The 18799-nt window shown below is 68.9% G+C and carries 25 protein-coding genes and 1 tRNA gene; 15 read left to right on the forward strand and 11 right to left on the reverse strand.

Going from position 1 to position 18799, the window contains the following annotated elements:
* Window positions 1–23: 23 nt before the first annotated feature.
* Entirely contained in the window at window positions 24–797 is a 774-nt protein-coding gene (locus tag DMB42_RS32785) for a DUF4253 domain-containing protein (protein ID WP_260478087.1), read from the reverse strand.
* Between the two features lie 258 nt (window positions 798–1055).
* Between DMB42_RS32785 and DMB42_RS32790 the strand changes: the two genes are divergently transcribed.
* Both DMB42_RS32790 and DMB42_RS32795 read left to right on the forward strand, forming a co-directional pair.
* The gene (locus tag DMB42_RS32790) at window positions 1056–2180 is read left to right on the forward strand and encodes an FAD-binding oxidoreductase (protein ID WP_260478088.1); all 1125 of its coding nucleotides are present in this window, start codon (window positions 1056–1058) and stop codon (window positions 2178–2180) included.
* 224 nt (window positions 2181–2404) lie between these two features.
* Window positions 2405–2881, forward strand: a complete 477-nt coding sequence (locus DMB42_RS32795) for a hypothetical protein (RefSeq protein WP_221762462.1) — start codon at window positions 2405–2407, stop codon at window positions 2879–2881.
* Window positions 2882–2884: 3 nt separating this feature from the next.
* Here DMB42_RS32795 and DMB42_RS32800 read toward each other — a convergent pair whose 3' ends face one another.
* Window positions 2885–3526 (reverse strand): LysE family translocator, encoded by a 642-nt coding sequence (locus DMB42_RS32800; protein WP_125640537.1) that lies wholly within the window; start codon window positions 3524–3526, stop codon window positions 2885–2887.
* An 88-nt stretch (window positions 3527–3614) separates the two neighbouring features.
* On the opposite strand from DMB42_RS32800, the gene DMB42_RS32805 reads away from it, so the two are divergent.
* The 4 genes from DMB42_RS32805 (at window position 3615) to DMB42_RS32820 (ending at window position 6258) form a co-directional block, all read left to right on the forward strand.
* Window positions 3615–4571: a neutral zinc metallopeptidase gene (locus tag DMB42_RS32805; protein ID WP_125640541.1), complete on the forward strand. Its 957-nt coding sequence runs from the start codon at window positions 3615–3617 to the stop codon at window positions 4569–4571.
* 54 nt (window positions 4572–4625) lie between these two features.
* On the forward strand, window positions 4626–5483 hold the full coding sequence (locus tag DMB42_RS32810) for a neutral zinc metallopeptidase (RefSeq protein ID WP_125640544.1): 858 nt from the start codon (window positions 4626–4628) through the stop codon (window positions 5481–5483).
* Between the two features lie 45 nt (window positions 5484–5528).
* Window positions 5529–5825 (forward strand): type II toxin-antitoxin system VapB family antitoxin, encoded by a 297-nt coding sequence (locus DMB42_RS32815; protein ID WP_125640547.1) that lies wholly within the window; start codon window positions 5529–5531, stop codon window positions 5823–5825.
* A gap of 109 nt (window positions 5826–5934) precedes the next feature.
* Window positions 5935–6258, forward strand: coding sequence for a hypothetical protein (locus DMB42_RS32820; RefSeq protein ID WP_125640549.1), 324 nt, complete (start codon window positions 5935–5937; stop codon window positions 6256–6258).
* 42 nt (window positions 6259–6300) lie between these two features.
* On the opposite strand, the gene DMB42_RS32825 is transcribed toward DMB42_RS32820, so the two are convergent.
* The 4 genes from DMB42_RS32825 to DMB42_RS32840 all read right to left on the reverse strand — a co-directional run bounded on the left by DMB42_RS32825 (window position 6301) and on the right by DMB42_RS32840 (window position 7864).
* Window positions 6301–6390 (reverse strand) — tRNA-Ser (locus tag DMB42_RS32825).
* A 10-nt stretch (window positions 6391–6400) separates the two neighbouring features.
* Window positions 6401–6838: a tRNA adenosine(34) deaminase TadA gene (gene tadA, locus DMB42_RS32830; RefSeq protein WP_125641180.1), complete on the reverse strand. Its 438-nt coding sequence runs from the start codon at window positions 6836–6838 to the stop codon at window positions 6401–6403.
* Window positions 6839–6852: 14 nt separating this feature from the next.
* Window positions 6853–7329 (reverse strand): tRNA adenosine deaminase-associated protein, encoded by a 477-nt coding sequence (locus DMB42_RS32835; RefSeq protein ID WP_125640552.1) that lies wholly within the window; start codon window positions 7327–7329, stop codon window positions 6853–6855.
* Between the two features lie 19 nt (window positions 7330–7348).
* Window positions 7349–7864, reverse strand: coding sequence for a tRNA adenosine deaminase-associated protein (locus DMB42_RS32840; protein WP_379478580.1), 516 nt, complete (start codon window positions 7862–7864; stop codon window positions 7349–7351).
* 149 nt (window positions 7865–8013) lie between these two features.
* Here DMB42_RS32840 and upp point away from each other — a divergent pair, with 149 nt between their 5' ends.
* The 6 genes from upp (at window position 8014) to DMB42_RS32865 (ending at window position 12087) form a co-directional block, all read left to right on the forward strand.
* Window positions 8014–8652, forward strand: a complete 639-nt coding sequence (upp, locus tag DMB42_RS32845) for a uracil phosphoribosyltransferase (RefSeq protein WP_125640558.1) — start codon at window positions 8014–8016, stop codon at window positions 8650–8652.
* A gap of 209 nt (window positions 8653–8861) precedes the next feature.
* Window positions 8862–9086, forward strand: coding sequence for a hypothetical protein (locus tag DMB42_RS32850; protein WP_125640561.1), 225 nt, complete (start codon window positions 8862–8864; stop codon window positions 9084–9086).
* Window positions 9087–9183: 97 nt separating this feature from the next.
* Window positions 9184–9342: a hypothetical protein gene (locus DMB42_RS53530; RefSeq protein ID WP_185844973.1), complete on the forward strand. Its 159-nt coding sequence runs from the start codon at window positions 9184–9186 to the stop codon at window positions 9340–9342.
* Entirely contained in the window at window positions 9339–9872 is a 534-nt protein-coding gene (locus DMB42_RS32855) for a PH domain-containing protein (protein ID WP_125640563.1), read from the forward strand. The genes DMB42_RS53530 and DMB42_RS32855 overlap by 4 nt, the downstream gene beginning before the upstream one ends.
* A gap of 96 nt (window positions 9873–9968) precedes the next feature.
* Window positions 9969–11312: a helix-turn-helix transcriptional regulator gene (locus DMB42_RS32860; RefSeq protein WP_125640566.1), complete on the forward strand. Its 1344-nt coding sequence runs from the start codon at window positions 9969–9971 to the stop codon at window positions 11310–11312.
* Window positions 11313–11412: 100 nt separating this feature from the next.
* A complete protein-coding gene (locus tag DMB42_RS32865; RefSeq protein ID WP_125640569.1) occupies window positions 11413–12087 on the forward strand; it encodes a FadR/GntR family transcriptional regulator in 675 nt (224 codons plus the stop codon).
* Window positions 12088–12095: 8 nt separating this feature from the next.
* On the opposite strand, the gene DMB42_RS32870 is transcribed toward DMB42_RS32865, so the two are convergent.
* The gene (locus DMB42_RS32870; RefSeq protein WP_125640572.1) at window positions 12096–12938 is read right to left on the reverse strand and encodes an SDR family oxidoreductase; all 843 of its coding nucleotides are present in this window, start codon (window positions 12936–12938) and stop codon (window positions 12096–12098) included.
* Complete coding sequence (locus DMB42_RS32875; RefSeq protein WP_125640575.1) at window positions 12935–13222, reverse strand: antibiotic biosynthesis monooxygenase; 288 nt, start codon at window positions 13220–13222, stop codon at window positions 12935–12937. The genes DMB42_RS32870 and DMB42_RS32875 overlap by 4 nt, the downstream gene beginning before the upstream one ends.
* A 63-nt stretch (window positions 13223–13285) precedes the next feature.
* Between DMB42_RS32875 and DMB42_RS32880 the strand changes: the two genes are divergently transcribed.
* A complete protein-coding gene (locus DMB42_RS32880; protein WP_125640578.1) occupies window positions 13286–13741 on the forward strand; it encodes a MarR family winged helix-turn-helix transcriptional regulator in 456 nt (151 codons plus the stop codon).
* Window positions 13742–13745: 4 nt separating this feature from the next.
* Here DMB42_RS32880 and dnaN read toward each other — a convergent pair whose 3' ends face one another.
* From dnaN to DMB42_RS32895, 3 genes are all read right to left on the reverse strand, one after another.
* Window positions 13746–14843 (reverse strand): DNA polymerase III subunit beta, encoded by a 1098-nt coding sequence (gene dnaN, locus DMB42_RS32885; protein ID WP_125640581.1) that lies wholly within the window; start codon window positions 14841–14843, stop codon window positions 13746–13748.
* Window positions 14844–14979: 136 nt separating this feature from the next.
* Window positions 14980–15633 (reverse strand): response regulator transcription factor, encoded by a 654-nt coding sequence (locus tag DMB42_RS32890; RefSeq protein ID WP_125640584.1) that lies wholly within the window; start codon window positions 15631–15633, stop codon window positions 14980–14982.
* Window positions 15633–17051 carry a sensor histidine kinase gene (locus tag DMB42_RS32895; RefSeq protein WP_125640587.1) on the reverse strand — a complete coding sequence of 473 codons (1419 nt, stop codon included), beginning with the start codon at window positions 17049–17051 and terminating at the stop codon, window positions 15633–15635. Before DMB42_RS32895 ends, DMB42_RS32890 begins: the two co-directional genes overlap by 1 nt.
* Window positions 17052–17160: 109 nt before the next feature.
* Here DMB42_RS32895 and DMB42_RS32900 point away from each other — a divergent pair, with 109 nt between their 5' ends.
* Both DMB42_RS32900 and DMB42_RS32905 read left to right on the forward strand, forming a co-directional pair.
* Window positions 17161–18066: an ABC transporter ATP-binding protein gene (locus DMB42_RS32900; RefSeq protein WP_125640590.1), complete on the forward strand. Its 906-nt coding sequence runs from the start codon at window positions 17161–17163 to the stop codon at window positions 18064–18066.
* Entirely contained in the window at window positions 18063–18794 is a 732-nt protein-coding gene (locus DMB42_RS32905) for an ABC transporter permease (protein ID WP_125640593.1), read from the forward strand. Before DMB42_RS32900 ends, DMB42_RS32905 begins: the two co-directional genes overlap by 4 nt.
* Window positions 18795–18799: the final 5 nt, after the last annotated feature.

Genomic DNA, 18799 nt, shown 5'->3' on the forward strand with positions numbered 1-18799 from the left:
GGGTCGGCATGTCCGGCTGTGCGTCAGTCCCACCAGAATTCCCACGAGTTGATTCCCACGAGGCGCTCCGCGTAGGCGGCGAGCGTGTGGGGGTGGCTGTTCTGCCAGATGTTGTCCGGACAGAAGGCGAAGTGCTCGGCCGCGACGTGGAGGGCCTCCTGAAGCGTCGAAGGCGGGGCGGCGACGCTCACGTACAGGTCGGCGAAGCCGACGCCGAAGCCGCCGGCGCCGAACCGGTCCTCCCAACTGCGTACGACGGCGGCGATCTCACCGGTGTCGTCGGTGTGGTTCGCCGGGCCCGTCCATCCGACGGCGGCCAGAGCGTCCGCGCCTCGGCCTGAGGCGGCCATTCCCGGCCAGCGTTGACCGTACGGCGCGGTCACGGCGATCCGCTCGGTCTCCGGCAGTAGATCGGTGTCCGGATCGACCTCGGTGTGTCCCGCCCACCATGCCGCCAGGAGAGCCGCGTGGTCGTGCAGATCCGGCGAGGTGGTCGTCTCCAGGTCCAGTTCTCCGGATTCCCAGGGCCTGAAATCGTCGTCGCGCGGTAATGGTTCCAGCAGCAGCGGCCACAAGCCCGTTCGTCCGTGGGCCTCGTGCGCGGCCGTCCACAGATCGGCCGAGGCCGGTCCGGAGGGCATCCATAAAGTCGGACGGCCTTCATCTTCGTCCGTCTCAATGAGGCGACCCGGCGGCAACAGACCGGACAGTTCCACGGCGCTGTCCGCGCGGCCGGTCAGTGTTGCCAGGTCCGAGTGAAGCTGATGATCAGAATTCATCGCAGTACAATAGGACACGCCTGACCGATATGAGGTTTCGGATCTCCTTCTACGCGTGCGTTTCCGATTGGGCGATGAATCATTGTCGTAGCCGCCGGAATTGAGGGAACCGCCGATCTGAGTGCCCAAGGAGAAGGGTTGGCCGAGGTCGTACCGGCTGCCGAGCGGACAACCTCGACGCCGCGCTTCACTGGTCACCACATCTGCGCGGAAGAAAGAGAAAGTCACGACCCTTGCCAAGGGGCTGGAAACGGGTGTTCGTGAGAGAATCGGGTCGTGGAGCGACCTGGATGTGTTGCTGTCATCGGGGTGGGCGTTCTCGGAGCCTGTGTGGGCTGGAATTTGGCACGGCACGGCGTCAAGGTGGTCTTCGTCGACGCGGGCCGACCGGGTGAAGGGGTCACCGACTCGTCGTTCTCGTGGGTCAACGCCAGTGCCAAGACCGCGAGCAGGCCCTACTTCGACCTGAACGTCGCGAGCATGGCGGCGTACCGCGAGCTTGCCGGGATCATCGGGCCGGACCCATGGTGGCACCCCGACGGCCACCTGCGCTGGGCGGACGACCCCGCGACGGAGGCGAGCCTCCTGGAAACGGCCGGGCTGCTGGCCGGCTGGGGCTACCAGGTCGAGGTACGCACGGGAGCCGAGGTACGCCGCCACCTCGAACCCGCGCTCACGGTGTCCGGCGAGGTTCCGGTCGTGTTCTTTCCCGACGAAGCCTGGGTGCACGGACGCCATCTCGTCGGCCGCCTGGTCGGCCAGGCCGTCGCGTCCGGTGCCGAGCACCGGTTCGGCACCACGGTCCATGACGTCGGCACCGGCGCCGACGGGAGCGTACGGACCGTCGCCCTGTCCGACGGCAGCCGTCTCGACGTCGACGTCGTCGTGAACGCCGCGGGCCCCGGCGCCGCCCACGTCGCCGGGCTCGTCGCGCGGCACTTGCCGATGCGCCGAGAGCCCGGTGTCGTCACCCGGATCGGCTGTGCTCAGGTGCCGATCCGCCGGACCATGCACGCGCCCCGCGTCGCGATCCGTCCTGACGGAGACGCTTCGGTGGTCCTCCACAGCCGCGAGGTCGACGCGCTCATCGACACCGGCGAAGATCCGGCGGCGCTCGAACGGCTGCTCCACGAGTCGGCGCGGGACGTCGTTCCCGGGTTCGAGGACTCCCGCGTCGTCGGGACACGGGTGGTCTACCGGCCCATCCCGGGCGACGGATTCCCCTCGGTGGGAGCGGTGCCGTCCGTGCCGGGCTACTACGAGGCCGTCTCCCACAGCGGCATCACGCTCGGGCCGGTGATCGGCCGGCTGCTCGCGTCGGAGATCGTCAGCGGGAGGAGGGACGAGACGCTCGCCGACTTCCGCCCGGAACGGTTCTCCCACGACAACCCGGCAAGTTGACGGTACGACCTGGAGGACTGGGTGCCGGCGCCGGCCGAGATACGCCGGGCGCTCAGGCCCGGCGCGCGTCTGATCGCGCCGGTCCCCCCTTCGTGGAGCACCCGAGCCCGAAGCCCCCGCACAACTGTTTCGCCACCACCGGCTACACGCCGACCCGTGGAGCGGACGGCCCTTCCCGATGACCTTCTGGCGTGAACGGGATTCGTCAGGATATCTTGACGGTCATGACATTGAGCATCGCCGATCTTCCCGGCCATGAGGGGTTCGCCGCGCCCGTGCTGCCCGGAGGTGAGCTGGCCTCGTCGTCCAGCGCGTTCACCAGGACGTTCGTCGGCTACCAGGCCGCGTGTTCGTGCGGGTGGGCCGATCAGCGGCGGTACTCGGCCACGCCGGAGGGGGCCAAGGAGGCGGAGTACCGGTGGTGGAGCAGGCACACGCCGCCCCTGCTCGCCGCCGCGCCGCCCAGCTGGCTGGTGATCAAGTCGAACCTGCTGTGCGAGCAGGTCGTGAAGCTGGCCTCCGACCGTCCGCTGGCCGCGCTCACACTGCTGTCTCAGGTGGAGAGCTGGCAACGTACGCTGCTCGACCAGGCCGTCGCCGGGGCCCGGGAGACCGGCGCCTCATGGGCGGAGATCGGCGAGGCCATGGGCATCTCGAAGCAGGCGGCCCACGAGCGGTTCAGGGCCCAGGTGAGCCCGTAGGGATCAGGCGGGCACGAGCGCCTTGGAGCGGTCGGCCATCATCCGTACGGCGAAGAGGCCGAGCAGGGTGCCCATCGCGTACCGCTGCACGCGCAGCCAGACCGGACGCCGGGCGAGGAAGGCGGCAAGGCCGCCGGCGGAGATCGCGATCAGCGCGTTGACGAGGGTGCCGATCGCGATCTGGACCGAGCCGAGCGCGAGGCTCTGCAGCAGTACGTGGCCCATGGCCGGATCGATGAACTGCGGGAGCAGCGACAGGTACAGAATCGCGATCTTGGGGTTGAGCAGGCACGTGAGCAGACCCATGGCGAACAGCCTGCGCGGACGCTCGACCGCCAGCTCGCGCGGCTGGAAGACCGACGCGCCGCCCGGCCTGACCGCGTTCCAGGCCATCCAGAGCAGGTACGCGGCCCCGGCCAGCTTGAGCACCGTGTACGCCACCGGCACGTACGCGAACACGGCCGTCAGGCCGAGGCACGTGGCCGTCAGGTAGACCATGAAGCCCAGCGCGACGCCGACGAGCGAGATCAGCCCGGCGCGACGCCCCTGCGTGATCGTGCGCGACACCAGATAGATCATGTTCGGCCCGGGCGTGAGGACCATGCCCAGAGACACCAGCGCGATCCCGATCAACCCACCCGTCATAACGGCAGATTAACCGACAAATCCAGAAAAATCATGTCCCTGCATATTGCTCTGCGTAATCACCCAACTACAGGGGAGATAGTAGGACATGCAGTTCGACGAAGACGCGCCGCTCGATCCCTCACAGGTCGAGGACGCCCGAGCCTCCGGACCCCGGCCCGGCGGCGGAGGCGGCTGGGGCGGGATGCCGGGCGGGGGCTGCATGCTGCCCATCGGCGGCCGCGGCGGCGGCTGTCTGCTGCTGATCCTGGCGGTGGCGGGGCTGTTCCTGTTCAAGGTCATCCCCACGCCGTTCACCGGCGAGGAGGGCGGCGAGCAGGGCGGCGGACGCTACCCGACCGCCCCCGGCCAGCTCTCCCCCAGCGGCAACCTGGCCGAACGCTGCCGTACGGGCGCCGACGCCGACCAGTCGGAGGACTGCCGGATCGTCGGCACGGTGAACAGCATCCAGTCCTACTGGCGGCAGGCGTTCAGGGAGCGGGACAAGGAGTACACGCCGGCCAAGACCGTACTGTTCTCGCAGGCCGTGAACACCGCGTGCGGTCCCGCCGAGTCGGCGGTGGGCCCGTTCTACTGCCCGCGCGACCGCAAGGTCTACCTGGACCTGGCCTTCTTCGACTCGCTCCAGCGCGACTTCGGCGCCGAGGGCGGCCCGTTCGCCCAGGCGTACGTGGTCGCCCACGAGTACGGCCACCACGTCCAGAACCTGCTCGACACCATGGACAAGGTCGGCGGCAACAGCCGGCCCGGCGCCAACAGCGCGTCCGTACGCCTGGAATTGCAGGCCGACTGCTACGCCGGCGTCTGGGCGCACAATGCGGTCAAGACCGGTTTCTACCGGGAGCCGTTCACCCAGGCCGACATCAATCAGGCGCTCGACGCCGCCGCCGCGGTCGGCGACGACAGCATCCAGCGCCGCTCGCAGGGCCGCGTCACCCCCGACGCCTTCACCCACGGCACCTCGCAGCAGCGCGAGAAGTGGTTCAGCGTCGGGTACGACAGCGGCGTACCCGAGAGGTGCGACACCTTCTCCGATGGCATCTAGACCTCCCATTGGGGAAGCTGACTTGCGGGCAGCACCCCAGAAGGGACGTCAGAGATGGATTTCAGGGACGACGTCAACCTCGACTCGTCGCAGGTGGAGGACGTCGGAGGAAGCGGTGGAGGTGGCGGCGGCGGGTTCTCGGGCGGCGGCTTCCCCGGCGGCGTGATCCTCGGTGGCGGCGGCATCGTCGGTCTGATCGCCTTAGTACTGGTGTTCGTGCTCAACAACGTGGGCGGCGGCGGCGAGCCCACGCAGAGACAGCCTCCGGCGAAGCTCTCCGAGGAATGCAAGACGGGCAAGGACGCCGACCAGTCGGAGAAGTGCCGCGTCGTGGGCGTGGTGAACAGCATCCAGGACTACTGGAAGAAGGAAATTTCCGAATATCGACCGGCGAAGACCGTTCTGTACTCCGGCAGCCTCCGTACGGGCTGCGGCGCGGCCAGTTCCGCCGTCGGCCCGTTCTACTGCCCCGGCGACCAGCGCGTCTATCTCGACCTGAGTTTCTTCGACCAGCTCCACAGCCAGTTCGGCGCGAAAGGCGGCCCCTTCGCCCAGGCGTACGTGATCGCCCACGAATACGGTCACCACGTCCAGGACCTGCGCGGCGCCCTCCAGTCCGACACCGGCAGCTCGGTCCCCGTCGAGCTCCAGGCCGACTGCTACGCGGGCGTCTGGGCGCACAATGCCGTCAACACCGGCTTCTACGAAAAGCCCTTCACCCAGGCGGAAATCTCCGAGGCCCTCGACGCGGCCGCCGCCGTCGGCGACGACAGAATCCAGCGGCGCACGAGCGGCAGAATCGACCCTGAATCTTTTACGCACGGCACGTCGGAGCAACGTGTCAACGCCTTCCAGCGGGGCTACCGAAACGGCCGGCCCGGCGACTGCCGGCAGGCTGAGCTGGGCCGATAGGCCCGGCCAACCCAGGAGCTCGATTTCTCTCCTAAAATGAGGTGGGTGATCTTCAAGCTCGTCGGCGACGGACGCCCTTATCCCGAACACGGTCTGACGAACCGAGAGTGGGCGCAGATACCTCCCAGGCAGGTCCGGCTCGACTCGTTGATCACCACGAAGGCCATGCTGGACCTGCACTCGCTGCTCGCCGCCGACTCCACTTTCTACGGCGACCTGTTCCCGCACGTGGTGCAGTGGCGCGGCGAGCTCTATCTGGAGGACGGCCTCCACCGGGCCCTGCGCGCGGCCCTGCACCAACGGTCGATCCTGCACGCCAGGGTCCTGGACCTGCCCAACTGAAAGGCCCGGAAAAAGGGAGTCGCCATTCGCGGCTCCCTTTTTCATGTGTCAACCTGATCGACGTGCCGTGCGTCACGCCAGCGTCTTTCAACATCATTTGGAGAATGCCGTGTCGTATCCACCGCCACAGGGCCCGTGGCCGCCTCCCGGATACGGCCCGCCGTTCTACCCGTACCAGCCGGTTCAGCAGGTCCAGCACTACGTCGAGGAGCCCGAGCCGCTCGACAATCGCAACCTGATCGTGTTGCTGGCGATCGGTCTGCCGCTGCTGCTCCTCAGTGCCTGCGGCGCCCTGTTCTTCGTCCTCACCGACGAGGGCCGCCCCGAGAGCCGCGTCGGCGAGACGGTCCAGACGCAGGTCGTCGAGGACAATCCGCCGGACATCAAGCTCAACCTGAGCCCGCCGGCCGACCAGCCCACGCAGGCGCCCTGAACAGGAAAAAGAAAAGGGCCTCCGAGGTCGTCGGAGGCCCGTTGGCGGTGGTGGTGGGATTTGAACCCACGGATGAGTTGCCCCATCACACGCTTTCGAGGCGTGCGCCCTCGGCCACTAGGCGACACCACCGCGGACGAGCTTACCGGATTCTCCGAGTAGCGAAGAACTCCTTAAGGACGGCGGAGCATTCTCCGGCCAACACGCCCATGACGACCTCGGGCCGATGGTTGAGCCTGCGGTCGCGTACGACGTCCCAGAGCGAGCCGACGGCGCCGGCCTTCTCGTCCACCGCGCCGTACACGATGCGGTCGACACGGGCGAGCACAGACGCACCCGCGCACATCGTGCACGGCTCCAGGGTCACCACGAGCGTGCAGCCACTCAGCCGCCACTGCCCGCGCAGCGCGGCGGCCCGCCTGAGCGCCAGCACCTCGGCGTGCGCGGTGGGGTCGGCGGCGGACTCGCGGTCGTTGCCCGCCGCGGCCAGCACCTCGCCGGACGGGCCGAGCACGACGGCCCCGACGGGGATCTCGCCCCTGCCGCCGGCCGCGACGGCCTCGGCCAGGGCCAGGCGCATCGCTTCCTCGTCGGTCAACGCAACCGGTCGAGCTCGTCGGCGAACGACAGCCGCTCGGCGATCACGGAGAGGATGTCGGCGGGCAGCATGCCCTCCTCCATGCTCAGCTCCAGCAGTTCCTCCGAGCTGACCCCGAGGTCGCTGAGCAGTTCGAAGTCACCGGCCGGCCGGACGCCGAGGCCGTTGCCCTCCTTGTCGGGGGCCACGCCCGCGAACTCGGCGAACAGCTCGCCCATGCTGTTGGTGGCGATCGCATGCACGTCCGACAGGAACACGCGGGGCTCGTCCTCGCCGCGGTAGCGGGCGATGGCGAACCATTCGTCCTCGACCTCGACGCAGAGCAGGGCCAGCTCGTCGCCCGTCAGGCCCAGTGTCTCGATGACGGCGTCACCGAAGTCGTCGACGATCTCGGCGTCACGCAGATCGACCTCTGCACCGGTCCAGCCGCCAGAAGTCCTGACGAAAGCCGCAGAGAAGGTGTTGGACGCCATGCCCGCACTCCAGGGGGGTTCAGCCGAAGACCGATTCGATGGCACGCTCGAACGGCTCGGAGAAGCCGAGCCGCGCGGCGATGCTGGACAACACATCTTCGGGGAGCAGATCGATGTCGCCCGAGAGGATGCCCAGCTCCATCTCGTCCAATCCGAGATCGGCGAAGATCGACAGATCTCCCGCAGGCAACACGGTCTCCTCGTCCTGGAGGATCTCGTCGAGCTCCTCCTCGTCGGGGACCGGCACGTCGAGATAGTGGAGGACCTCGCGGGCCAGCGGGAAGTCCCAGGAGGCGGCGATGTCGGACAGGAAGACGTCGACCCGGTCGCCGAGCACCCGCAGCGCCACGAAGAACTCGTCACCGACGGCGACCAGGCCGATCGTGCCGCTCTCGCTCGGCTGCTGCCGCAGGGCCTGGATCAGGCCCTGGAGATCGGACGTGAGCGTGGCAGGCAGCAGCTCGGCGTGCCACCGTTCGTCCTCGCGATAAATCACGATGGCGAAGTCGAGCGCATCTTCGTCTGTCATCGCCATCCCCACCCGAGCCTCTGACACGACAGGTCGTCACCAGACCCCAATCGTTCCAGAACAGGCCACGCGCCGTGTGCCTCTCCGACCAAATTGTGATCAAAACCAATGGCCCGGGATGCCACCACTCCTGCCACCGGATACCGTTGGCCTCTATGGAAACCCTCGTCGTCGACCATCCGCTCGTGGCCCACAAGCTCACCACGCTGCGTGATGTCCGCACCGACTCGCCGACCTTCCGCAGGCTCGCGGACGAGCTGGTGACGCTGCTGGCGTACGAGGCGACCCGCGACGTACGGGTCACCGACGTGACCGTCGAGACCCCCGTCTCCTCCGCCAAGGGCGTGCGGCTGGCCAAGCCGCAGCCGCTGGTCGTGCCGATCCTGCGGGCCGGGCTCGGCATGCTCGACGGCATGACGCGGTTGCTGCCCACCGCCGAGGTCGGCTTCCTCGGCATGATCCGCAACGAGTCGACCCTCCAGGCCGAGACGTACGCCACCCGCCTGCCCGACGACCTGTCCGGGCGGCAGTGCTTCGTCGTCGACCCGATGCTCGCCACCGGCGGCACCCTCGCCGCGGCCGTGCAGTTCCTGTTCGACCGGGGCGCGGTCGACGTCACCGCCATCTGCCTGCTGGCCGCCCCCGAGGGCCTGGCCTACATGGACAAAGTCTTCGCCAACTCCGGCAAGCCCATCCGCGTCGTCACCGCCTCCCTCGACGAGCGGCTCAACGAGAACGGCTACATCGTCCCCGGCCTCGGCGACGCCGGCGACCGCCTTTACGGCGTGGTCTGACCCTTCCATAGGCTCCGCTTCTCATTACGCCGGGTCGTCACTTCGTTACATACTGTGGTTGGGTGGGTACGAAGAGACAGGAAGGGAACTTCCGCATGCGCGTGGGGGAGCACGATGAGCGACATGCCCGGTGCCGAGGGGTCCTCGTGAACGAGCGAGCGACCGGTAACAGCAGCGCCCCGTCTCATGCGACCGGCCAAGGAGGGCGCATGAGCGAGCACGCCGAGGCAACTCCAACCCCGTACGCGGAGGTGGAGGCAGCGCTGCGCGACGAGTTCGCCGGCGTGCACTCCTCCACCACCGTAACGCGCTGTGTGGAAGCAGCGCACTACGGCGCGCTGGAGGTCACTGGCTATGCGCATCCCAGCCTTGTGGAGCGCATCGCCCGGAAGCACCTTCACGTCCTGGCGCTGGTCGCCAGCGAGCGTGGGTAATCAAGATCAAAACTATCCCGCCAAGACACCTTTACCCGGGCTACCGGGTGGGTAATGTATACGGCGGGTGGAGTGGGTTAGTGGCACGGAGGCGACAGTGCAGGTCAAAAAAGTCCTCACCTACAGTGGTATCGCATTTGTGGCGTACTACCTGTTCGCACGACCAGCCGACGCCGCAGACGCGGTGAAGGGGGCGTTCGACACAGTGTTCAACGCGGCCGACTCTCTGGCCCAGTTTGTGAACAACCTCGCATGAGGCTGGTGACCCACGGGGACTCTGCTCCGTCGTCGGTCAACCGCTACCTCCTCCCCAATGAACAACAGGTCATCATGGTGCGGCGTCATCCCGCCGTACTGCTGCGCCCGGTCGCCGAGGTCTTCGGCGGCCTGGTCGTCGCCGGGCTCCTCAGCAAGTTCTTCGGAGGTGGGGAGTCCGGCGGCACGGCGCTCGTCGTCGTGTGGTGGTTGTGGCTCCTGCTGCTTGTCCGTTTCGTATGGAAAGTCGCGGAGTGGTCGGTCGATTACTTTGTGGTGACGTCCAAGCGCATGCTGCTCACCACGGGCTTGATCACGCGCAAGGTCGCGATGATGCCGCTCGGCAAGGTCACCGACATGAGCTTCCAGCGATCTCTCCTGGGGCGCATGCTCGGTTACGGCGAGTTCATCCTTGAGTCCGCCGGTCAGGACCAGGCACTGTCAACGGTCGAGTACATTCCGTACCCGGAGACGCTCTACCTTGAGGTCTGCCAGATGCTTTTCCCCAGCAAGGACGAGAGCGACGATTAATCTCCGCGTGGCAAATTCTTCACGCGGGGATACCAGATTCGGCTACTTCATGCAATCATTGCGTGTTGTTGACCCTTCCCCGCCTTGAGAGATGAGATGCCGAGTCAGGGAACCATCGGTGACCGCGTCCGTGGACTGCGGCTGAACAGGCGGATGTCCCAGGCCCAGTTGGCCGGACCCGACCTGTCTGACAGTTATGTCTCGCTCATTGAGTCGGGCAAGCGCACGCCGACTCCTGTCGTGGCACGCCTCCTCGCCGAGCGGCTGGGATGCACCACCGAGTTCCTCCTGCACGGCATCGAGCCCAGGCAGCGCATCGACACCGAGCTGGGTCTTCGCCACGCCGAGCTGGAGCTGCAGCACGGCGATCCGGCCGTGGCCGCCGACCGCTTCACGGAGATCGTGAAGGCGGCCGACGAGGAGAACGCCATGCTGACCGCGCACGCCCGCTTCGGCCGGGCCCGTGCGCTGGAGGTCCAGGGGCGTCTCGGCCAGGCCGTGGAGGCGTTCGAACGGCTGCGCAGGGAGGCCGCCGCGCATCCCGAGCGACTGGCCGACCTGCCGCTCACGATCGCGCTGAGCCGCTGCTACCAGCGGGCCGGCGACCGGTTGCGGGCTCGCGACCTGGCCGCGTCCGCGTTGGCGCAGGCCGAGCGGCTGGACATCTCGCAGGGCGAGATCGCGGTCGATCTGGCGACGGCTCTGGTCGAGGCGCGCAGCGAGCGTCAGGGCGACTCCCCCGAGCTCGAGTACGTCAAGCGTGTGCTGGACAACAGTGGCGTTCCTGAAGTTATGGACCGTTCCGAGGAGATCCACGCGCTGTGGCAGGCGAGCTCCGCCGCCGCCGCCGGAGAGGACTCCGCGCTGGCCGTGCGCCTGGCCGACGACGCCATCATGGCCGGTCGTCAGGCCCGGCTCGCGCTTCAGCTCGCACGGGCGGCCATGCACTGGTCCAGGCTGGTCACCGCGCCCCTCGACGAGGCCGAGCGGCTCGCCGCCGCCGCGTCGCGGGCCTTCGCCGCCTCCCCCGGCAGCGTCCGCGAGCACGGCGAGAGCCTGGTCGCGCACGCGCGGGTGCGGCTGCGTGCGGGCGAGCAGGCGCGGGCGGGCGAGCTGGCCACCGAGGCGCTGGCACTGGCCCACGACGGCTCTGGCACCACGCCGGCCGAGGCCAACCTCGTGCTCGCCACCGTGGCGCTCGATCTCGACGGCAACGCCGAGGCGCTGCTGCGGACCGCGCACGAGCTGCTCGACTCGCTCGACCGTCCGGTGTTCGGGTCCGACAGGCAGGCCGCCCGCTGCTGGCGCGAGCTCGGCGACCTTTACGGCCGGGTCGGCGCAAGAGCACAGCAGACCGCCGCATATCGTAAAGCCCTCGAAGCTGCCGGAGTTCGCTCCGCCTTGGCAGGGGTGACGGTCGAGGCAACGGTCGCGCACTGAACCTCCGGGAGCTCCAGATTTGGACTTTTGAGTCTGGAATAATTAGGGTCGACCAGTCATTGACTCATAGGATGATTGGTTTCCCCGGAGGAGGCGGACTGTGAGTCTGCGTACGGCGCAGCGGGCTTCGCTCGTCGACCAGGTGATCGATCAGCTCAAGGAGCAGATCACCTCAGGGTCGTGGCAGATGAACGGCAAGATCCCCACCGAGACGGTGCTCGCCGAGCAACTCGGGGTGGGACGCAACACCGTTCGCGAGGCCGTGCGCGCGTTGACGCACGCCGGGCTGCTGGAGTGCCGTCAGGGGGACGGCACTTACGTCCGGGCGACCAGTGAGCTGTCGGGGGCCATGCTGCGCCGGCTGCGCCAGGCCGAGCAGCTGGAGATCCTGGAAGTGCGGCGCGCGCTGGAGGTCGAGTCGGCGCGCCTGGCCGCGACCCGCCGTACCGACGAGGACATCCGCCGCATCGAGGCCGCGCTGGCCGAGCGCGACCGGGCGTGGGAGCTGGACGATCCCGACTTCTTCGTCGAGGCCGACCTCGCCTTCCACATGGCGGTCGCGCACGCCACCCACAATCTCGTGCTCATCGACCTCTACGAGGACTTCTCGGCGGCTCTGCGGGCCAGCATCACGGCCGCGGGCACGTCGCTGAACAAGAGCTACATCCCGCACGACGCCATCGCCCGTGCCATCGCCGCCGGTGACGCGGCCGCGGCCGAGCGGGCCGGCCACGCCTGCATGGAGCACATCCTCATCGCTCTCACCGACTCCTGACCCGGGCGTCAGGCGGCGGGGCGCAGCAGGCTCGCGTGGTCCCTCGCGAACTCGGCGAAGGAGCGGCCGGGGCGTCCCGTCACGTCGGTGAAGGCCGTCGTCGTACGGTCGCCCCAGCCCGCGGCGTACGCCTTGAGGTATTCCCTGGTGACCGCCGCGTCCCAGTCGCGCAGGCCCGCCTCCAGCATCGAGCGGTAGGCGTCGTCGGGCGTCACCGGCTGGTAGGCGATCGGCGTGCCGTAGACCTCGGTCAGGTCGGCGGCCGCCTCCCGTAGGGAGATGCTGGCCGGGCCCGTGAGAGTGTAGGTGCGGCCCTTGTGGGGCGCCGGGTCGCGCAGCACCGCGGCGGCGAAGTCACCGATGTCGCGGACGTCGACCAGCCCGATCCGGCCTTCGCCCGTGCCGCCGTAGAGGGTGTCGCCGTTGACCGAGCCGAGAAGGTTCTGCATGAAGAAGGCCGGGCGGATGACGGTCCAGTCGAGGCCCGAGGCGGCCAGCTCGACGTCCGACAGGGCGTGCAGGCGGCCGTTGCGGGTGGGGGCGTCGTGGGCGGCCCCGATGGCCGACAGACGCACGACGTGACGCACTCCCGCCTTGCGGGCCGCCCAGAGGGCGTTCATGCTCGCGTGGGGCGCCTGGGGGCCCATGGCGGTCAGCAGCCACAAGGTGTCGACGCCCTCGAAGGCCGCGTCGAGCGTGGCGGGCTCGTCGAGGTCGCCGACGGCCGCCGCCACGCCCGCAGGGGCCTTGGCGGGGTCACGGACCAGCACGCGCACGTCGTCCAGGTCGCCGAGAGACCTCAGTACGGCGCCCGAAACGGTGCCGTTGGCACCGGTGATCAAGATGGTCATCGCATTGTCCCCTCTTCTGCGGAAATCAACTCGTCGATCAGGTCGAAGAACTTCTGGATGCCGGGCAGGTTCGCGCCCTTGGCACGGGAGGCGGCGAAGTCGTCGCCCGAGCGCCAGTCGACGATGTCCAGCCACTCGTCGTCGGACAGGCGGACCAGCCTGGCGCCGAGGAAGCCGGCGCGGTCGGCCGCGAAGTCCGAGAGCATGCCGGGACGGGCCGCCAGCAACTGGTCGGCACGCTCCGGGGACACTCTGAACCTGGTGAGTTCCACCGTTGTCGTCATGGGACGACGATATAGTAAGAATTAGTGACAGTCAAAATCAGTGACTAAATGGAGGGCCGACACGTGCGCAGGAGTGATCGCAAGCAGGACGAACCAGACCTCGGCGTCCTGGCGGGGCGGACGCTCTTCGCCCTGCAGCGCGAGCTCTTCGCCAAGCTGGCCGAGCAGGGGCATCCGGAGCTGCGACCGCGGCACGGGGCCGTGCTGGCGTACCTGGACGAGGAGGGCAGTCGGGCGACCGACCTGGCCGCGCAGTCGGGGCAGCACAAGCAGGTGATCGGCACGCTGGTGGACGAGCTGGTCGCGCTCGGCTACGTGGAGCGCCAGCCCGACCCCGCCGACCGGCGCGCCAAGCTGATCGTGCCCACGGACAAGGCGCTGGACCACATGACGAAGTCGGACGCCATCATCGCCGCCATGGAGGCCGCGCACGCGCGGGCCGTGGGCGAGCAGGCGTACGCGGAGTTCAAGAGGGTCTTCAAGCTGGTCGCCGAGCGCCAGACGGGCACGGCGGAGTGACGGCTCAGGTCGTGCGCAGGGACATGACCAGGTAGCGGAAGGCGGGCTGGGAGTCGCCCGGCACGTCCTGGATGAGGGCGGGCCTGGTCGACGACTCCATGTTGATCCTGGCCAGCTCGCCCTCGATGCCGGTCAGGCCGTCGAGCAGGAACTGCGACTGGAAGGCGATCTGGATGTCGTCGCCGCGCAGCTCGCAGGGGACCACCTCGGTGCCGCGGCCGACGTCGCCGCCGCCCGCCTGGATCAGCACCTGACCCTGCGAGAACGACAACCGGATCGCGGTGTTGCGCTCGGCCACCAGGGCGACCCGCTTGATCGCGTTGACGAACGGCGCCACGGCGACGTCGGCCCTGATCGACCAGTCGGAGGTCAGCCTGGCCCGGTAGTCGATGAACTGCTCGTCGAGCAGCCGCACGGTGGTGCTGCGGCCGACGCTCTCGAACCCGGCCACGCCGTCGCCCATCGCGACCTGCACCTCGCCGTCGCGCATCGACTTGGCCACCTCGACCAGCACCTTCGCCGGCACCATGGCCGAGAAGGCGACGTCGGGGGCGGCCGGGCGCCAGGTGAAGTCGCGCGCGCCGATGCGGTAGCGGTCGGTGGCGGCCATCGCCACGGACTCGCCCTCGACGTCGACCCGGATGCCGGTGAGCATCGGCAGCGTGTCGTCGCGGCTGGCCGCGGGCGCGACCTGACTCACCGCGGAGGCGAACACGCCGCCGCCGATGGCGCCGATGACCGGCGGCATCGCCGGCAGGCTCGGGAAGTCTTCGACCGGCATCGTGATCAGCCCGAACTCGGCGCTTCCGCAGGTCAGCACGGCCTCGGCGCCCTCGGTGACGATCTCGACGTCGTCGGCGGGCAGGCTGCGGCTGATCTCGGCGAGCAGCCGGCCCGGGATGAGCACGCTGCCGGGCTCGGCCACGTCGGCGTCGACCAGGGCACGCGCGGAGACGTCGTAGTCGAAGGCGGACAGGGTCAGCTCCTCGCCCGCCTCCAGCAGCAACCCGGAGAGCACGGGCACCACCGGGCGGCTGGGCAGGACTCTGGCGGCCCATGCCACCGCATCTGCCAGTACATCGCGGTTAACCCGGATCTTCACGAGGATCCACCCTTTCGTCGCACCGTGCCTCTATGAAAATAGCCGCTCCCACCGACAACTACGGCTCGGCCCGGGTACGGGTGCGCACTGCGTGAACCACGTGTCTCATGGGGTTTCCGCGCGGGTGGGACGCCGGTCAGGCGCGGCTGTTCAGGTAGGCGAGCACGGCGAGTACTCGGCGGTTGTCGTCGTCGGAGGGGGCCAGGCCGAGCTTGGCGAAGATGCCGGCCGTGTGCTTGGCGACGGCGCTCTCGCTGAGGAAGAGCCGCTGGGAGATCGCGGCGTTGGAGCGTCCCTCCGCCATGGCCTCCAGGACCTCGCGCTCGCGGGGCGTGAGCGCGGCCAGCGGCTCGTTCCTGGCGTTGCTGGCCAGCAGTTTGGCGATGACCTCCGGGTCCATCGCGGTGCCGCCCTCGGCCACCCTGTGCACGGCGTCGACGAACTGCTCGGCGTTGAACACCCGGTCCTTCAGCAGGTAGCCGATGCCGCCCGAACCGTCGGCCAGCAGTTCGCGGGCGTAGAGCTGCTCGACGTGCTGCGACAACACGAGGATCGGCAAGCCCGGGACCTTCGCGCGGGCCGCCAGCGAGGCCTGCAGGCCCTCGTCGGTGAACGTCGGCGGCAGCCGCACGTCGACGACCGAGACGTCGGGACGCAGCTCCAGCAGGCCCTTCAGCAGTTCGGGGCCGCTCTCGACGGCGGCGACGACGGTGAAGCCGTGCGCCTGGAGCAGGTGGACCAGGCCGTCCCTGAGCAGGTAGAGGTCTTCGGCGATGAGCACGCGTTTCATCAGCAGGCCCTCGGGCCGCCGGCTCGGCCGAGTCCGACGGTTCTTTTGTGGACGACCCGGATGCGCATGGCGACGATGTACATCATGATGCCCAGGGTGACATTGAACACGATCATGGGCCATTGCAGGGGCTCGGGCAGGTAGAGGGCGACGAACCAGCTCCGCTCGTCGATGTGGAAGATCTTGAAGATGGCCGCGATCAGGCCTTGGGGGAAGAGCGGGCACCAGGCCGTGGCGTACAGGACGCCCAGCGTGGCGGCCTTCTTCGCGGGCAGCTTGGCCGAGTCGCCCTGGTCGGGGAGTACGTGCGGGATGTCCAGGGTGACGACCGTGGGACCGCCCGGGGGGCTGTTCAGGGCCAGCACGCCGTCGAAGGCGGCCAGGCGGCGTTCGATGCCGGTCAGTCCGCTGCCCTTGGCCGGGTCGGCGCCGCCCATGCCGTCGTCGCGTACGGTGACGCGCAGCGCGCCGCCGCTGGTGCTGATGTCGATCACCACCGACTCGGCCTCGCTGTGGCGGGCGGCGTTGGCGAGCAGCTCGCTGATCACGAAGTAGGCTGCGGCCTCCACCGGGGGCTCCAGGCGGTCGGGCAGCTCGACGTCCACGCTGACGCGCAGCGGGCTGTCCACGGCCAGGGCGCGTACGGCGTCGGCGAGCCCGCGCTCGGCCAGCACCGGGGGGTGGATGCCGCGGATGACGGTACGCAGCTCGGTCAGGGTCTCGGCGGAGGCGTCCCGGGTCTTGGCGAGCAGCGCCTTGGCTGCGGCCGGGTTGTCGTCGATGAGCTGTTCGACCGCGCCCAGCGTCATGCCGATGGCCACCAGGCGGGCCTGGGTGCCGTCGTGCAGGTCGCGTTCGATCCTGCGCATCTCAGCGGCCTGGGAGTCGGCGGCGAGGTTGCGTACCTGCCTGAGGTGGGTGACCTGGACGGCCAGGCGACTGGCGGAGGTGGCGCCGAGCAGGACGCGGACCATGAGGGCGTACAGGCGCAGGCCGCGCGCCGGGAACACGGCGAACAGCGGCAGCAGGCCGACCTTGACGACCGGGTCGAGCAGCAGCCAGAGCCCGTCGCGCCAGGTCGCCGGGTCGGTGAGCAGCCACTTGAACCGGTCGTTCCAGGCCGGCATGCGCGGCGACTTGTACAGCGTGCGGTCCGCGCGGTAGAGACCGTCGGCCATCGGGACCGGCGGTGGCGGCGCGGGCAGGTAGGGGGCCTCGATCTCGATGTCGGTCCACTCGCGCAGCAGGCGGCGGTGACGCTGGGTCACCCACCTGATCATCCTGGCCTGCCAGGGGAAGAAGAAGACCATCCCCATCGCGAACGACAACATGATCATGGCACTGGCCACGGGGATCAGCGCGACCTCGACCAGCAGCAGCGCGTACAGGAGCGCGACCTGCCCGAATCGTTGAAGCATGCTCCCAGTGTGCGTCATCCTCCGTGGCCGGGGCACTGCACCTAGATACACCCTTGCTCGGCATCTACCGCGATTCCGTAAGAAAGGCGCTGATCCTAGCGTCGATGGCATGAAGGTCATCGAAGTGCGGAACCTGCGCAAGCAGTATCCGAACCACCTGGCTGTGGACGACGTGTCTTTCGAGGTCGCCGAGGGCGAGATCTTCGGCATCCTCGGCCCCAACGGCGCCGGCAAGACCACGACCGTGGAGTGCGTGGCGGGCATGCGCGCGCCGGACGGCGGCACCGTACGAGTTGCGGGCCTGGACCCGCGGCGCGACCGGGACGAACTGCGCCAGGTCCTCGGCATGCAACTGCAGAGCGCCGCGCTGCCGGAGAAGATCAAGGTGTGGGAGGCCCTGGACCTGTACGCCTCCTTCTACGCCGACCCCGCCGACTGGACGCACCTGCTCGACCAGGTGGGTCTCGGGCACAAGCGCGACGCCGCGTTCAAGAGCCTGTCCGGCGGCCAGAAGCAGCGGTTGTCGGTCGCGCTGGCACTGGTGGGCCGGCCGCGCGTGGCGGTGCTGGACGAGCTGACCACCGGCCTCGACCCGCAGGCCCGCAGGGACACCTGGGAGCTCGTCGAGCAGGTACGCGACACGGGCGTGACCGTCGTGCTCGTCACGCACTTCATGGAGGAGGCCGAGCGGCTCTGCGACCGGCTCGCCTTCATCGACGCGGGCAAGGTGGTGGCCACCGACACGCCCGCGGGCCTGATCGCCCAGGTCGGGGCCGAGCAGCACGTACGGTTCCGCCCCTCGGGCCCGTTGGACGACGCCGTACTGCTGGCGTTGCCCGAGGTGCACGCGGTCGTCAGGCACGGCGGGCAGGTCTCGGTGAGCGGCACCGGCAACCTCGCCCACGCGGTCACGCTGACCCTGGCCCAGCACGAGATCATCCCCGGCGACCTGCGCATCGAGCAGGCGAACCTGGACGACGCGTTCCTCGCGCTCACCGGAAGGAAGTTGTCATGACGAAGATCCTGCTCGTGGAGGCCAAGCTGCACCTGCGCGAATGGCCGTTCATGATCTTCACCATCGGGCTGCCGGTGGGGCTGCTGCTGGTGCTCGGGCTCAGCGTCCCGGACATGACCAAGGCCGACGCCTCGGGGCTGCGGGTCGTGGACACGCACATGCCGGCCATGATGGCCCTGCTCGCGCTGCTGACGCTGGCCTGCAGCGTGCTGCCGACCGTGCTGGCCGGCTACCGGGAGCAGGGCGTGCTCAGGCGCATGTCCACGACGCCCGTGCATCCGGTACGGCTGCTGACGGCCCAGCTGGTGATCAACGTGACCGTCGGCGCGGTGTCCACGCTCGTGCTGATCGTGACGGCGAAGCTGGTGTTCGGCTCGGCGGCGCCCCGGCAGTGGGCCGGGTTCGTACTGGTCTTCCTGCTCGGCACCGCCGCCATGATGGCGATCGGCCTGGTGATCGCGGCGCTGGCGCCCAACGGGAAGGCGGCCTCGGGGATCGGGTCGATGGTGATGTTCCCGCTGATGTTCGTGGGCGGCATGTGGCTGCCGCGCGAGGCCATGCCGGACGCCCTGCGCGTGGTCAGCGACTACTCCGTGGCCGGGCCCTTCGCCCAGGCGCTCAAGGACACCTGGGCGGGACACTCTCCCCAGCTCCTGCACGTGGTGGTGATGGCCGCAGGGCTGGTGCTGTTCGGGGGCCTGGCCGTGCGGCTGTTCCGGTGGGAGTAGGGACG

The sequence above is a fragment of the Nonomuraea sp. WAC 01424 genome (genome assembly GCF_003947315.1).
Taxonomy (GTDB): Bacteria; Actinomycetota; Actinomycetes; order Streptosporangiales; family Streptosporangiaceae; genus Nonomuraea; species Nonomuraea spiralis.